Genomic DNA, 14626 nt, shown 5'->3' on the forward strand with positions numbered 1-14626 from the left:
TAGTAATATCAACGATAAGGCCGCCAGTTTTTTAACTGACGGTCTTTGTTTACTCTCGGAAATAGTGCTGGATACCGGATTAATTTTTGCTGCTGCGGTAAAAGGAAGGGGCGGTACCCTCGACCGTTTTGAAGAAACGGCTGAAAGCATGGATGCTCAGAAATCCCATTTTCTCCGCAATAATCGACAGCGGGTCTGTTGTGTACTGTATCATATGCCGGGCGGCATGAACGCGCATGAGTTGATGATATTGGATCGGACTCATGCCAAAAGCTTTCTGAAAGAGACGGACTAGATAATGCTTGCTGATGCCGGACATCTTGGCGATCTCATCCAGACTGATCTTTCTGTTTGTATTATGCATAAGGTATTGTTTTATGTGCATTAATGCGTGCATGTTTGTCTCAACATGAGGGTTGCGGCTCCAGTGATTTTCACGAAGCAGCTGGATCCATAACTGGATAAACAAGCCTTTGACCTTGAACTCGTAATACGGCATTTTTGTTTCATATTCATAGATAATGTCCATGAGCATCTTTTCGATCAGGATCGGATTCTTAAGCCGAAGATGGCTGGATAACGGGATCGGCATATCATCGATGATATCATTCCTGAACCAGTAGTACTCGTCGGTGCTAATCTCCTCAAGAGGGCGAAAGGAGACTTTTACTTTATCGCTGTCTTCGGTATAAAAGAAATCGAAATGAATATGAGGCTGTCTCAATCTCTGTCCTTCGACTTTGACGATCTTGTGCTTTTGCTTCGGGCGAAACAGAAAGATATCCCCCCGTTCCCCCTCGTAGACGGCGCCTTCAATCGTCACAATCACTTTGCCCTCCATAATATACAGAAGTTCATAATCGAATAATACACGATCCTGGATGATCCACGGGCGCTCGACGATATTATCCATGGCCACCCGGATATAGGGTGAAATTTGATGTAAAATCATCGTGAATCTCTCCTTAAAATCGTTTTTTGTAAGCGTAACACAATAGCAAGAAATGATAAATATAAAATAAGAATTGCTAAATACAAGCGTAAATTAAGGGTGTAATATTGGTTTATACTTCAGGGTAGAGGGCAATATTTGCTATCTTGAAGATTATGAATGAGGGGGAAATACAAACAATGAAGAGAAAGCTATCGATTATCCTTATCGTTTGTTTTGTGATTCTTGGCCTAGCGGCATGCGGCAAGAACGGGAATGCGGGAGAAACTGCTCCGGCCAAAACAGCGGGTAACTCGGATGGTACCGATGCAGCGAATAAAAGCACTGGCAACGATGGGAATGCACAGAAAGCGGTAACCCTCTCGATTGCCATGCATGTAGCTAATGTGAAGGACCAAGAACCTTACATGTATGGGATCATACAAAAATTCCAAGAGAAATATCCAAACATCAAGATAGATCTGCAAGGCGCGGATACCCAGGAGCATGTAAAGAAAATGAAGATGATGGCGCAATCGTACACGCTTCCGGATATTTTCTGGATGCTGCCGGCTCCGGCCAAGGAAATGAACAAGGCCGGTCTTCTTCTCGATCTGAATGAATTTTTACAAGACAATCCTGAAATCGCTGCCAGTATCGACTCCAAGATGGTAAACGCTTACCAAGATGGAGGCAAACAATTTGGATTGCCTTATCAAGCATTGGTCACGGGATTGTGGTACAACAAAGCGCTGTTTGACCAATACGGCCTAAAAGTTCCGGAAACCTACGATGAACTGCTTGCGGCAGCGAAGGTGTTCAAGAAGAACAATGTGGTCACTATAGCAAAAGGCGCGAAAGACACATTCAGTACATGGGCTTTCCTCGGGATGCTTACCCGCTATGGGTTCTTCGACAAGATCGATAAAATACAAGCTGGCACCGAGAAATTCGAAAATCCGGATTTCCTGAAGCTGTTCAATAAGATCGACGAGCTTCGCATAAACGGCGCGTTCCCGGACAATGTAACCACGCTTTCCTACTTCCAGGCGGTCGAAATGTTCACGGCCGGCAAAGCGGCTATGCTGGATGCCGGCGTATGGGAAACCAAAAAGATTGAAAGCAGCCCAATCGCGAAGACCGTCGGCTTCTCATGGGGACCGACATTCGCAGACGGCGCAGGCAATCAGAAGATCGCGATGGCTGTAGCCGCGGCACCGCTCGTCGCAAGCGAGAAGGTGAAAGAGGATGCCGCGAAATATGACGCGGTAACGAAGTTTTTCGGGTTCTTCTACAGCCAGGATGGCGCTGCCGTTATGGCCGAGAATGAAGCTCCACCCGTCGTTAAATACACAGGCAATGTGGACAAAGAGAAATATCCGGTCTACGCGGACGTCATCAGCAAGTTGAACGAGCCGGGCTGGGACCGTCCAGCTGCACAACCTGACCTCGTTCTTTCCGAAGCTGTAGCCAATCAGCTGAACGACAGCATTTATGGGGTAATTAACGGAATATATAAACCGGCAGAGGCGCTGAAGCTGATTGACAGCAAAGTTTCGAAATAATTAGCGTAGCGTTCCGCCGGCACCCGAGAATGCCGGCTGGACCTTCATACTCCATAAGATAGGGAGAGAGCGTGATGATTTGGCTTAGTAAACGAAGATACATCCTGGGAATGCTTCTTCCGACCCTACTTGTATACCTGGTCTATATCATTTTGCCGGTGATTGTTTCCTTCTATTATAGTTTTACGACCTATACGGGAATCGGAGCAGCAGAATTTGTTGGACTTAAAAATTACGTGACCCTATGGCAGGACTCCTTATTTTGGATATCGCTCAAAAATACGTTCATTATATTGGTTGTCTCCATCATGTTTCTACTGCCGGGAGCCTTCCTGCTTGCCTTGCTCCTGAATTTAAAGATAAAGAGCGGCAATGCAATCAAGGCGCTTAACTTTGCTCCAAGCATTATCGCGCCAATTCTGGTTGGGTTAATCTGGGTATTTATTCTCGACCCGCAGATGGGGCTGATTAATGTGTTCGCCAAGAGCCTAGGTTTGAATCAGCTGGCTCTGCAATGGATTGGCGGAAAGACGTTAACGCCTTATTCGATAGGCGTTGTATTCACTTGGCAAATGATTGGGTTTCTGGCGACTGTTTTTCTAGCCGGCTTAAAGATGATTCCGCGTGATGTATATGAATCAAGCTCCATCGACGGGGCGGGCAAGCTGCAGCAATTGTTAAGCATCACGATTCCGATGCTGAATGAAACCGTTAAAATCAATGTCGTGCTGATTATTACAGGCGTATTTAAAATTTTCGAAACTGTCTTGCTGTTAACGAACGGAGGACCAAACCACCTGTCGGAAGTCTTGGTCACGTATATGTACAATGTTACCTTCACTTCAGGTGAATATGGCTACGGAATGTCAATCGCTACCGTGACCTTCTTGCTAACGATGGTATTCTCCCTAGTCTACATGGGACTCAGCAAAAAAAACATCGAGGAATAGGGGGGGAATGCGATGAGTGATTTAGCAAAAATCAGTTCCGGACCGGTAATCAAGAGAGTGAAAGGGAAACAACATACGCTTTCTGAAGGACGCGGCGGCAGAACCGTACTGGCTTACATCGTAACTTTATGTATACTGCTTCCTTTATTGTGGATGGTTCTCTTATCCTTCAAATCGAACAGCGATATCCTTAACAATCCGTTCAGCTTCCCCAAGACAATCAGCTTTGGCAATTACGCACGCGCCTTGGAGACATTGAATCTGGGATTACTATATAAGAATACGTTTGTTATCGCTGCGATTACGATCGTTATTGAAATCATGATTACCTTTATGAGCTCTTACGCTTTGGCGAGGATGGTCTTCAGGTCGGAGAGGCTAAAACGCTGCGTCACTGCCCTTTTATTAATGGGCCTTGCCATACCGGCATTTATTCTACTGTTTCCCGTATACCGTCTTACGATTTTCTTTGGGATCTCTAATACCTACGCATCACTGGTCATCCCCTATATCGCAACGTCCATCTCGTTCAATACCCTTCTGTTTACAGGCTTTTTGAGGGGGTTTCCGAAGGAAGTGGAGGAGGCGGCGGTCATTGACGGTTGCGGTCTATTCACCTTGGGCAGAGCGGTGGTGTTCCCGATCATCATGCCTGTTGTGGCTACCGTTTTCATCTTTAATGTACTGTATATTTGGAATGAATTCCCTTTCGCAGTGACCTTGATCAGCAATGAAGCCATGACTACGTTATCGCTTGGCATTTCACAGTTCAAGGGAAGGTTCAATATTGACTACGGCGGCATTATCGCAGCCAGCATCCTGTTGATTATTCCACAGCTTGCCTTCTTTGTTTTCTTCCAACGATTCATCATTGAAGGCATGACGGCAGGCGCAGTAAAAGGCTAGGCGGAACGTTTTCTAACAGCAACAACCATTTCCATATAAACCATACAAAAGGAGAAATCATCTATGCAAAATCAATCGTTAAACCTTGAGAAATCATCTATGCACAACCAATCGTTAAACCTGCTCAGCAGACTTACTCAGGTTAGGGAAGTCCGCTCTGCTCGGGTATCCAGCTGGGATCAAGACGGTCGCAATCAGGATTACTGGATGATTCCGGCCGGTGAGTCGGTTGTTCTGGGCGACATTGAAGGACCGGGCAGCATCTCGCATATCTGGATGACATCGTTCTGCCGCAGAACTCATGGCCCAAGCGTCATTAATCCGGAAGGCGGAGGCAATATCGCACCGGTAAATGAAATTCATAACGCGCTTGGCGTCACGTGGGAGACGGCTGACCCGGCTTGGTACCGTAAAGTGCTGATCAAGATGACTTGGGACGATCAATCGCACCCTAGCGTGCTTGTTCCTTATGGCGATTTCTTCTGTATTGGCCATTCCATGCCTGGCAATTTTGCTTCACTTCCGTTCACAGTTTCCGTTAAACCGGAGGAACAGTTCAAGTTCGGCGGTGTTGCGTCGGTTAACTGTTACTTGCCAATGCCTTTCAACAAGAAAGCCAAAATTGAAATCATCAATGAAAACGATGTACCGTTCGGTCTCTATTTCCATATCGATTATGAGCTATACAAGAAGCCTTTCGGCGATGACACAGCGTATTTCCATGCGCAATGGCGCCGTGAGAACCCATGTGACGGCTGGGGTCCCGATCTTCAGGTAAATACGCCGGAGGTGAACCGTGTAGCGAATCTTGACGGAGCTGGGAACTACGTCATCCTGGAGACGGAAGGGAAAGGCCACTATATTGGCTGTAATCTATCCGTTACCCACTTCCAGGGAAGCTGGTGGGGAGAGGGCGACGACATGTTCTTCATCGACGGCGAGAACCTGCCGAGCATAGTCGGCACAGGTGCGGAAGACTATTTCAACCATGCCTGGGGCATGCAAAAGAACGCCTTCCCGTTCCACGGCTCCATCGTACACGAGAGCGACGTTCCTGGTTACCAGGTCTCATACCGGTTTCATATTACCGATCCGGTTCATTTCTCGGAGAGCATTAAAGTCACCATCGAGCATGGGCATGCCAATCATCTGTCCGATGACTGGTCTTCAACGGCTTATTGGTACCAGACGCTGCCGTCCAAACCGTTCGGCATTCTTCCGGTAGAAGAGCGGATCCAACTGATGCCGCAATTTCCAAGCCCGGGTCAGCTGAAGAAGGTAGAGCTTAATGACGAGATGAAAGAATCGTATAAGCTCGCAAAGGAACGAATGGCAGCGTATTCGGAAGGGCGGACGAATCAAGTTCAGAAGAAATCGGACAGACTTTCCATGCACTCCCAAGGAAATATTGAACAGAGCAAGAATATCCGTAACTCGTTTAAATAAGAGATTCAAATTGTTGCGGGACCTTGAGGTCCTGCAGCAATAAACAGTAGGAGGAACAAATGTGGAAATACCAATCAAAAGGATCTCCCATAGAGAAGCGTTATTGAAAGCGGAACATTCCATCGCCAAGATAAAAGATACCGTAAGTAAGGATTTGAGCCGATTAAAATATCATTTTATGGCACCGGCATATTGGATCAATGATCCAAATGGACTTATCTTCTATAAAGGAGAATATCATCTCTTCTATCAGCATTACCCGTATGGTTCTAAATGGGGCCCTATGCATTGGGGACATGCGAAGAGCAAGGACCTGGTGCATTGGGAACATTTGCCGATCGCCCTTGCACCCAGTGAGCCCTACGATCTGGATGATCGGGGAGGCTGCTTCTCCGGGAGCGCTGTGGACGACAACGGCGTCCTGACGCTGCTTTATACGGGAACGGTCATTAAAGACGGGAAACTCATTCAAACGCAATGCCTGGCTACAAGCGAAGACGGGATCACTTTCGAGAAATATGAAGGAAACCCTGTTATTCCGGGCCCTTCCGAAGATGGCTCTGCGGATTTTCGCGATCCAAAAGTATGGAAACATGATCAATTCTGGTATATGGTAGTCGGCTCCAGGAAATACGATACCGGTAAGGCATTGTTATATAAATCCTCAGACCTTCGTGCCTGGGAATATGTCGGCGTACTTGCGGAAAGTGACGGGACAATGGGTTATATGTGGGAATGTCCTGATTTCTTCGCGCTTGGAGACAGGCATGTCCTGTTGTTCTCACCAATGGGAATGGGCAATCGCAAAACGGTCTATCTGGTCGGAGATATGGATTATGAGACCGGCAAATTTACTTGGGATACAATGGGCGATATCGATCACGGTTATGAGTATTATGCGCCGCAATCGTTCTTAGACGGCAAGGGACGGCGGGTGATCATTGCCTGGTTGAACGCCTGGGATTGGATGCCGTGGTTCAAGAACTTTGGTCCAACGGAGAAGAATCACTGGTCCGGCGCAATGTCGGCTCCGCGGACCGTGGAATTGGATACCGACGGCAGGTTGAGGTTTGCACCAGTTGAAGAATTGCAGGTGCTTCGCCGGGAGCATTATCGTCTTGTGAATACGATCGTCTCTCCTGGGGCCGAGGTGCTGCCCAAATATGCGGGCAGCGATTGCATGGAAATTATGGCGGAGTTTCAATTGACCGGTTGCAAAGCGGAAGAGATTGGGTTTGTATTAAGGGCCTCCAGCGATGGAACACAGCGGACACTGCTTGTATACAATGTCCGTACAAACGAGCTTCGTTTCGACCGCAATCAATCCGATGGGTGGAGCGAGGGCGTTCAGTCGGTTACCTTGGAACGATCGGGAGAAGAGGCGCTTAAGCTGCACATCTTCATCGATACCTGCGTGATCGAAGTTTATACGGATAATGACCGTACAGTAATGACCAACAATATTTATCCGGATCCGAGTAGTATCAATATGGAAGTTTTCTCAATCGGCGACCAGGTAAGGATGAGTTCGATCGATATCTGGAAACTGCGTTCCGCTTGGTAAGGAGGAACGAAACATGCGTATTGGCGCGATCGAAGTCATTGGTTCTTCCGGTAGAAAGAAGAACTGACGCCATCGGTCTTCTTGAACGCTTTCCTAAACGGCTGGGGGCCGTTTAGGAATGACAGTCGCGCAAAGCAGCAGAACCATCTTTTTATAAAGGTGGTTCTTTTATTAAAATGCGGAATAGTGACACTTCCCTTGACGACTTATAGAAATTGGAATAATATAGATTAAAATGCAAGTGAGCACTTGCAATTACGACCGTCCCGAAGGAGGCTTTTATAACGGAGAGCGTACAGTTGTTCGCTAGGGCATTAACCCCCTAGTTTTTTTACAAATTGAATGCAAGTATGTGCATGCATACAAAAAGGAGGGTCTAAACAATGGAAACGGAATTTAAACAGCAAACAGGAGAGAAATTGATCCGCATATTGATGTTCACGCTCACCCTTTCCGTGATGAGCGCGTTCATGTTTAATCTCGTACTTCCCCAAATAAGCGAAGAGTTTGATCTTACCATCGCGCAGGTAAGCTGGGTCTCATCAGCGTATGTTCTGATTTACGCGATAGGATCAGTCACTTACGGGAAGCTGGCGGACAGCTTCAAGCTCAAAAATTTAATAACGTTCGGCTTGATATTTTTTGCTTTCGGTTCATTGATTGGCCTTGCCTCCCAAGCATTCTGGATGGTGCTTGCCGGTAGATGCTTGCAAGCAGTAGGCGCTGCGGTTATCCCGGCAACGGCTATGCTTATTCCGATCCGATACTTTGCCCCAGAGCGAAGAGGCTCTGCTATAGGTACGGCAACCGTAGGGTTAGCTCTTGGCAATGCTCTTGGTCCCGTTATTTCCGCTTTTATCATCAGTTTTGCTCATTGGCGCTGGTTATTTTGCGTACCCCTTCTCCTCTTGCTTACGCTGCCCTTTTACCGGAAATATTTGGGGGATGAGCAAAGTAACCCAGGCAAAAAATTTGACTGGCTTGGCGGAGGGCTGCTTGCTGCAACAGTGGCAATGCTGCTTCTAGGCGTTACGAATGGAACATGGTTGTTTATTATAGGCGGCATACTTGTTTTGGGATTGTTCATCATGCGAATTCGTTCCATAGAAGATCCCTTTATTCAACCGAAGCTTTTTAAGAACAAGAGGTATACTGTCAGTCTATCGATCGTTTTTCTAATAAGCGGGATTGGTTTTTCCCTTGCGTTTCTTAGTCCTTTGCTGCTGGCCCGTGTTCATCAACTGCCGCCAAGCTGGATCGGCTTTGCCATGGTTCCCGCAGCAATAGCCTCGGCCATTCTTGGGAGAAAGGGCGGCAAGCTGGCAGACTTGAAGGGGAACTCGTATTTATTCTTTCTTGCATCCGGATCGTTATTGATTTGTTTTGTATTACTTTCAACCTTCACAGGAATTTCTCCCGTATTCATTGCCGTCTTTCTGATTTTCGGTAATGTAGGACAATCCTTTATGCTCATTGCCATGTCTAATTCGATTTCAAGGACATTGCCAAAGGAACAGGTCGGAGTGGGCATGGGGATTTTTTCGATGCTGAATTTCATTGCTGCAGCAATGTCTACAGGGGTTTACAGCAGGGTAGTTGATCTCGGATCCGATATTCACTGGAACCCGGCCTATTTCTATCCTAGTTGCTTCACTTACAGCAATATATATTTCGTTCTTGCTGCCTTGCATGTAGGTATTCTGTTGTTTTACTATATCCAGTTTGGCAGTGCAAAGAAAACAAGCGTTCAAATGGAAAGCTGAGGCATTTAGATCACATAATAACTAGAAGGAATATTCGTGGCCTAGTTCAAGACAAGAACGCGAAGCGATTATTCCTCTAGTAACTCTCTTAGTAATTTCAGCGCGAATGGAATTAACACCCCCCCGCATTCCATTTTCGTAATTATCATCTGTTATTTCTGCTTATTGTTGAATTGGATACTTATAAGCGGGCAAATTTTACTACTGTTCAGCAATTCAAAGCAAGTGCTTGAAATATCAACAGAGGATTTCACTCCAGACATTGATTTTATAGAGCGCAAGTTATTACTGTTTATGAGCAAAGGAAACAAGTCAGAAAGGCGTTAGATATCGTAATGAACACCCTGAATATTGAATAACTTAAACCCCCTATCAAGTAACAATAGGGGGTTGAAATGTTAAGCCATGTATTAAGGAGAGCGGCGGGCAGCTTCGAATATTAAGTTAATTCATCTTATGATATTTCTGACTTGTGTTAATTCATGAATGAAATAATCAAGTTGTTTTTGTGTAGTTTCTACCTGCATTGATTGTTGGCTTTGGTATGGGGTTCTGTACTCATTTTCTAATGATTCTAAAGTAAGACCAGCAGCGAGAGCTGCTATCCCATCTCCCAATGTAGCAATGGATAAACCAATAAATTCAAGCCTAGCAATTTCAATTTCCCTTAAAGCTTTTTTACTTTTATCCATGTCGGTCCTTGATGATAATCATCATGATATGCGTAATGAACCTAGTTAGTGAGGGATTGGGTGTAGAAGTCCGATTAAACATCGGAAGAATATCGTGGTGCGCGTTCATAGATGGAAGGTTGTTCAGGTCACCGAAAATAATTCGGGAACAATTTTGAATACGCAAATACATGGGAGGCGCGGCATGAAGGGTTTGATAATAAAACCGAAATTTAGGTAAGCATCATGTTCCGCTAGGCGCGATTCCGTATTGCAAACCGTGGGCATGGGTGCTGCAAAATCCGATAGTTTACCCGGTGCCGGTTCCTTACGAGCATCCACAAGGCGCGGTAATTTGGGTGAACATAGCTTGAGTACGGAAATACATGGGGAGGCTTTCGATGAACCGAAACCGAAAACGATTCGAGAAGGAACTTTCAGCCAAGGGATACTCGTTGGTGACTGCATCTTGGCAGCCGATCGGCGGAAACGTCGAAATGATAGGACGGGAACGGCTGGGTAGTCGAATACACCGATGGAGATTTAAGCGACTACGTTTTCGGCTACAGTTCCGATGAAGTACTATCCAATATCGAGAAACTGGTGAAGTACGCAGATGAATACTGAAATACAAAGAAAGGGGCAAAAACTTAGCCCCTGAAACGAAACCTCTCACTTGGGTATGGATTGATCCTGTTCAGCATCGGTCTCATCTGCAACTGATTTCACGATTCTGTCAGTATAAGCCTCTACAATTTCGCTTAATCCGTCTGTGGCTGCTACACCTTCTTCACCTTTCGGTATCCTGGATTCGCTAAAGGCATCCCGCTCTTTATTTTCATCATTAGAGTCCATTATTGAAAAGTCTCCTTTCTTGATTGTAGACTGTTTCTATAATTACCAAAAACAATCTCGTTATGCGTAGGCAGCACGTTTCAGATGTAACAAAATGAATAATAAGTTGTATAGGGCGTGCATGAAAAAACTCTGCGGTTTCTATATCATTTATGATGGATTCTTACATTGAAGCGGTTGAAGTTAATGTATTGCAAGATTAGCTTGCAAAAAAAGATAATATCCAAGATCACCAAAGTCCTTCCCATATCCAGGCGAACCTGCCCATTATAAGTTAATCATATTTCAATAAGTTTCTTCTTCTGGTAATGTTAATGAAAAAATATAGTACTAGGTGTGATGATTATGAAACCATTTCTAATCTTTGACTTCGATGGGACGATTGTACAATCGAAAATGTTGGCTATCCAACTTTTTAATGAGCTTTCAGGAAAGTATGGTGGTCGAAAGATCGACAAAAAAGATATTGCTTATCTGTCGGACTTATCGATTCCGGATCGTTTACGAGCTTTAAATGTTCCCCTACATAAGCTTCCGGCATTGATTATCGAAGGGAAACGCGAATATAAAAAAACAGCTGTTAGCGTTCAGCCGGTGGAGGGAATAAGAGATATTCTTTTTTCACTTAAAGATAATGGTTATTCGTTAGGGATTCTTTCGTCCAACACAACAGAAAATATTCAGCGATTTCTTGATCTTTACGGGTTAACCGTCTTTGACTTCATCCATTCAGCCACGAATCTTTTCGGAAAACATAAAGCAATTACAAGCGTGGCTCGAAAGTTCCAGATTGATCGTAACCAAATGCTTTACGTTGGTGACGAGCTGCGAGATGTTCAAGCCTGTAAAAAAATTGGTGTTAAGATAGTTGCAGTGACATGGGGATTTGATTCTGCCTCCTTACTGGCTGAAGCTAAACCGGACTTCCTATGTAATTCTCCTGCTGCATTTGCTGATCTTCTTCTCGAAGGAGGATGATTACGTATGATGGTTTATCGGTTTGATCAGGATACGATTTTCAAGGTTGTGTTTGCAAATCGTAATGATTCTGATATACTTACGTCGTAATTATTACGTTTAAATAGAGCGTTCGCTAAAGGAGAATTAACAGATATGAGCAAAAACAATAATAACCGTCTTCCGCGGGCTAAAGGCTCGGAAATGGCTACCTTTTATACACCGAAGGATTGCGCGCGTAAGGTTAAGCGTATCGTATTTCAGCCGGAAAATCGGAGAATTATAAAAGAATTTCTGACCATTCTTGAGATGAAGGAAAAGTTTATCCTGCATGATGTGCCGATTCCGAACAAAATCGTCATGTTCGGGCCCCCGGGAACAGGTAAGACATTGACTGCTTTTTATATGGCTCAGCAGCTTGATATACCGCTCGTTCTCGTACGCTTGGATACGATAATTCATAGCCATCTTGGTGAGACAGCAAGCAATGTCCGCAAAATTTTCGAATATGCCAAAGCTTCTCCCTGCGTTTTATTTCTCGACGAGTTTGATGCGATTGCGAGGACGCGCGAGAATAATGATGAGGTCAAGGAAATGGCCCGAGTCGTGAATACGCTGCTTCAATGCTTGGATGAATTCGAATGCGATAGTATATTCATGGCGGCGACGAATTTGCAGGAGGAGCTCGATCACGCAGTATGGCGCAGGTTCGATACAAAAATGACGTACGGAATGCCAGATGAAGCTACAAGAAGTGAATATATCAGGCTGTTGATCGGCGATTTCGAGAAGGAGGAGCAAACGCTAAAACAGGCTTCCATGTCGTTAAAGGACTGCAGCTTCGCCGACATGGAGCAAATCGTCTTGAAAGCAAAGCGAAAAGCGATTATTGAAAGCTCTATGCTTACATCCGAGCATATACGATATTCTTTTGAGGAATATAAACCTCATTTGATTGCGGGAGTCATTTCATGAGTATCTCATGATTTAGTTATCGATTCTATCATAAGAACCACTTTCCCGCGGCCATGACCGGTCTCGACTTCACGGTGCGCGGCCGAGGCCTGGCTGAGCGGATAGGTGTTCCGGATATGAATGCGCAGCTTTCCTTCCGAGTAAAGCTGAACCAGCTCGGCCAGCCGGCTCGCAGAACGATTGCTGCGAATCCATCGGACACCGAGCTCCTCTGTGAGCTGAAAGGCTACGATGGTGCCGACTCTGTCCTTGTCCTTTACAAGCTCCGCCGCCACTCGCAAACCTTCTTCTCCCGCAGCATCAAGCGCAGCATCAACACCGTTCGGTGCGAGGGCTCGCACTCGATCAATAAGACCTGCTCCATAGATAACCGGTATCGCACCAAGTGAGCGCAGGTATTCCTGGTTCGCTTCGCTTGCCGTACCGATTACAGCAGCTCCCCGTGCCCTAGCCACCTGAACCGCGACTGTGCCAACCCCGCCAGCCGCACCGTTAATAAGGACGGTATCGCCCTTTCCAACCCGCAATTCAGCCATAGCGGTATGCGCGGTTTGGCCGGCGCCGGAAAGTCCCCCGGCAACCTCCCATGGCATGGTGTCGGGCTTAGCCACAATCTGATTGACTGGTACCACTACGTACTCGGCATAGGTGAACTGGAGCCGGAAGCCGAGGACCTCTGCACCGACTGCAAAGTAGGTCACACCCTCGCCGATCTGGTCAATTACACCCGCGAACTCACCGCCTGTGACATGTGGAAAGGTGATGGTTACACCAGGCGGACTGAAGCCATTGCGTACAGCACAATCTACCGGCTGCACTCCGGCTGCCTTTACACGGATCCGTACCTCACCGGCGCCCGCTTGCGGTGTTTCGATCTCTATAAGCTCCAACATCTCCGGTGAACCAAAAGAATAAAATCCTGCTGCTCTCATAAAATTCCTCCTATAATAAATCACGAATTGCCGCTTGTGTAGTTCTATTTTATAATGGGTATCTAATAAATAAAAATATATCTTACACTATATAATATATGCCTTTGAGTATATGAATGGAGGATTGTACCGTATGGAACTGCTGCAGCTGCATTATTTTCGAACGGTCGCCAGGCTGGAACATATGACGAAAGCCGCGCAGGAGCTTCACATCGCTCAACCTGCGCTCAGCAAGACTATCGCCAGATTGGAAGAGGATTTAGGCGTACCGCTATTCGACCGGCAGGGCAGGCAAATCCGGCTCAATACTTTCGGAAAAGCATTTTTGGCGAAGGCGGAGACAGCATTAACAGCTTTGGAAGAGGGTAGAAGAGAACTCGCCGATCTCGCGGGAATGGAGCGCGGGAGCATTCATTTGGCAGCTCCTACACTTAATCGCCTATCGGGACTTATAGGTGATTTTCTTACATTACATCCTGAAGTTCAATTCCATCTCGCTCAAGCTTCGACAGAGGAAATGGTTCAGCAGCTCGAAAATGGCCAAATCGATTTCTGCTTCACAGCGCTGCCGATCGGACGGCCGGGAATTCATGAATTACCTGTATTGAATGAAGAAGTTTTCCTTGCCGTGCCTCCCGGGCATCGATTGGCTTCACGGACCAGCATTAATCTGAGCGAGGTGGCCGACGAGTCTTTTATCGGATACAAGAAAGAAAATATTTTCCGGAAAAGGGATGATGAAATTTTTGAGAAGGCTGGAATAACGCCGAACATCGTGTGCGAGATTAACGAACCTTCCGCCAAAGCAAGCCTTATTAAAGCCGGACTAGGCATCGCATTTGTCGGGGCATGCAATAGAAGCGATGAAGCTCCGCCTCTTCCGTTTGTGTTACTGCACATTGATAATCCAAGATGTCAGAGCTCCTTTCAATTGGCATGGCATGAGAAGCATTACCTGTCCAAAGCGGCATGTGAGTTTCGGGACTTTGCGGTTCAATATTTTGCCGGGAAAAGAGGACAAAATCCATTTGACAAAAATTTGATAATCAAATAAAGTAATGATATGTAAACGTTTACGCGGAATCCAGAACAACGTTTATAAAATTGAGTC

General features: G+C 45.9%; 13 protein-coding genes. 9 read left to right on the top strand and 4 right to left on the bottom strand.

What is annotated here, in order from left to right; translation table 11 throughout:
- Positions 1–79 precede the first annotated feature (79 nt).
- Positions 80–952 carry an AraC family transcriptional regulator gene (locus tag DFP97_RS16395; protein WP_114381274.1) on the bottom strand — a complete coding sequence of 291 codons (873 nt, stop codon included), beginning with the start codon at positions 950–952 and terminating at the stop codon, positions 80–82.
- A 179-nt stretch (positions 953–1131) separates the two neighbouring features.
- On the opposite strand from DFP97_RS16395, the gene DFP97_RS16400 reads away from it, so the two are divergent.
- From DFP97_RS16400 to DFP97_RS16425, 6 genes are all read left to right on the top strand, one after another.
- A complete protein-coding gene (locus tag DFP97_RS16400) occupies positions 1132–2496 on the top strand; it encodes an ABC transporter substrate-binding protein (protein WP_114381275.1) in 1365 nt (454 codons plus the stop codon).
- Positions 2497–2570: 74 nt separating this feature from the next.
- Positions 2571–3446: a carbohydrate ABC transporter permease gene (locus DFP97_RS16405; protein WP_114381276.1), complete on the top strand. Its 876-nt coding sequence runs from the start codon at positions 2571–2573 to the stop codon at positions 3444–3446.
- 12 nt (positions 3447–3458) lie between these two features.
- Positions 3459–4352, top strand: a complete 894-nt coding sequence (locus DFP97_RS16410; protein ID WP_114381277.1) for a carbohydrate ABC transporter permease — start codon at positions 3459–3461, stop codon at positions 4350–4352.
- A gap of 63 nt (positions 4353–4415) precedes the next feature.
- Positions 4416–5798: a glycoside hydrolase family 172 protein gene (locus DFP97_RS16415; protein ID WP_245976311.1), complete on the top strand. Its 1383-nt coding sequence runs from the start codon at positions 4416–4418 to the stop codon at positions 5796–5798.
- A 61-nt stretch (positions 5799–5859) separates the two neighbouring features.
- On the top strand, positions 5860–7362 hold the full coding sequence (locus DFP97_RS16420) for a glycoside hydrolase family 32 protein (RefSeq protein ID WP_114381278.1): 1503 nt from the start codon (positions 5860–5862) through the stop codon (positions 7360–7362).
- 383 nt (positions 7363–7745) lie between these two features.
- Positions 7746–9125: an MFS transporter gene (locus tag DFP97_RS16425; RefSeq protein ID WP_114381279.1), complete on the top strand. Its 1380-nt coding sequence runs from the start codon at positions 7746–7748 to the stop codon at positions 9123–9125.
- A gap of 449 nt (positions 9126–9574) precedes the next feature.
- Here DFP97_RS16425 and DFP97_RS16430 read toward each other — a convergent pair whose 3' ends face one another.
- Together DFP97_RS16430 and DFP97_RS16435 are read right to left on the bottom strand one after the other, a co-directional pair.
- Positions 9575–9817, bottom strand: coding sequence for a translation initiation factor 2 (locus DFP97_RS16430; protein ID WP_114381280.1), 243 nt, complete (start codon positions 9815–9817; stop codon positions 9575–9577).
- A gap of 651 nt (positions 9818–10468) precedes the next feature.
- Entirely contained in the window at positions 10469–10651 is a 183-nt protein-coding gene (locus DFP97_RS16435; protein WP_114381281.1) for a hypothetical protein, read from the bottom strand.
- 345 nt (positions 10652–10996) lie between these two features.
- Between DFP97_RS16435 and DFP97_RS16440 the strand changes: the two genes are divergently transcribed.
- Both DFP97_RS16440 and DFP97_RS16445 read left to right on the top strand, forming a co-directional pair.
- Positions 10997–11629 (top strand): HAD-IA family hydrolase, encoded by a 633-nt coding sequence (locus tag DFP97_RS16440; protein WP_114381282.1) that lies wholly within the window; start codon positions 10997–10999, stop codon positions 11627–11629.
- 135 nt (positions 11630–11764) lie between these two features.
- A complete protein-coding gene (locus tag DFP97_RS16445; protein WP_114381283.1) occupies positions 11765–12583 on the top strand; it encodes an AAA family ATPase in 819 nt (272 codons plus the stop codon).
- A gap of 5 nt (positions 12584–12588) precedes the next feature.
- Here the strand turns inward: DFP97_RS16445 and DFP97_RS16450 are convergent, their stop codons facing one another.
- Positions 12589–13515 (bottom strand): NADP-dependent oxidoreductase, encoded by a 927-nt coding sequence (locus DFP97_RS16450; RefSeq protein ID WP_114381284.1) that lies wholly within the window; start codon positions 13513–13515, stop codon positions 12589–12591.
- 133 nt (positions 13516–13648) lie between these two features.
- Here DFP97_RS16450 and DFP97_RS16455 point away from each other — a divergent pair, with 133 nt between their 5' ends.
- Positions 13649–14569, top strand: coding sequence for a LysR family transcriptional regulator (locus DFP97_RS16455; protein WP_114381285.1), 921 nt, complete (start codon positions 13649–13651; stop codon positions 14567–14569).
- The last annotated feature ends 57 nt before the right edge of the window (positions 14570–14626 follow it).

The sequence above is a fragment of the Paenibacillus prosopidis genome (assembly GCF_003337375.1).
GTDB lineage: Bacteria > Bacillota > Bacilli > Paenibacillales > Paenibacillaceae > Pristimantibacillus > Pristimantibacillus prosopidis.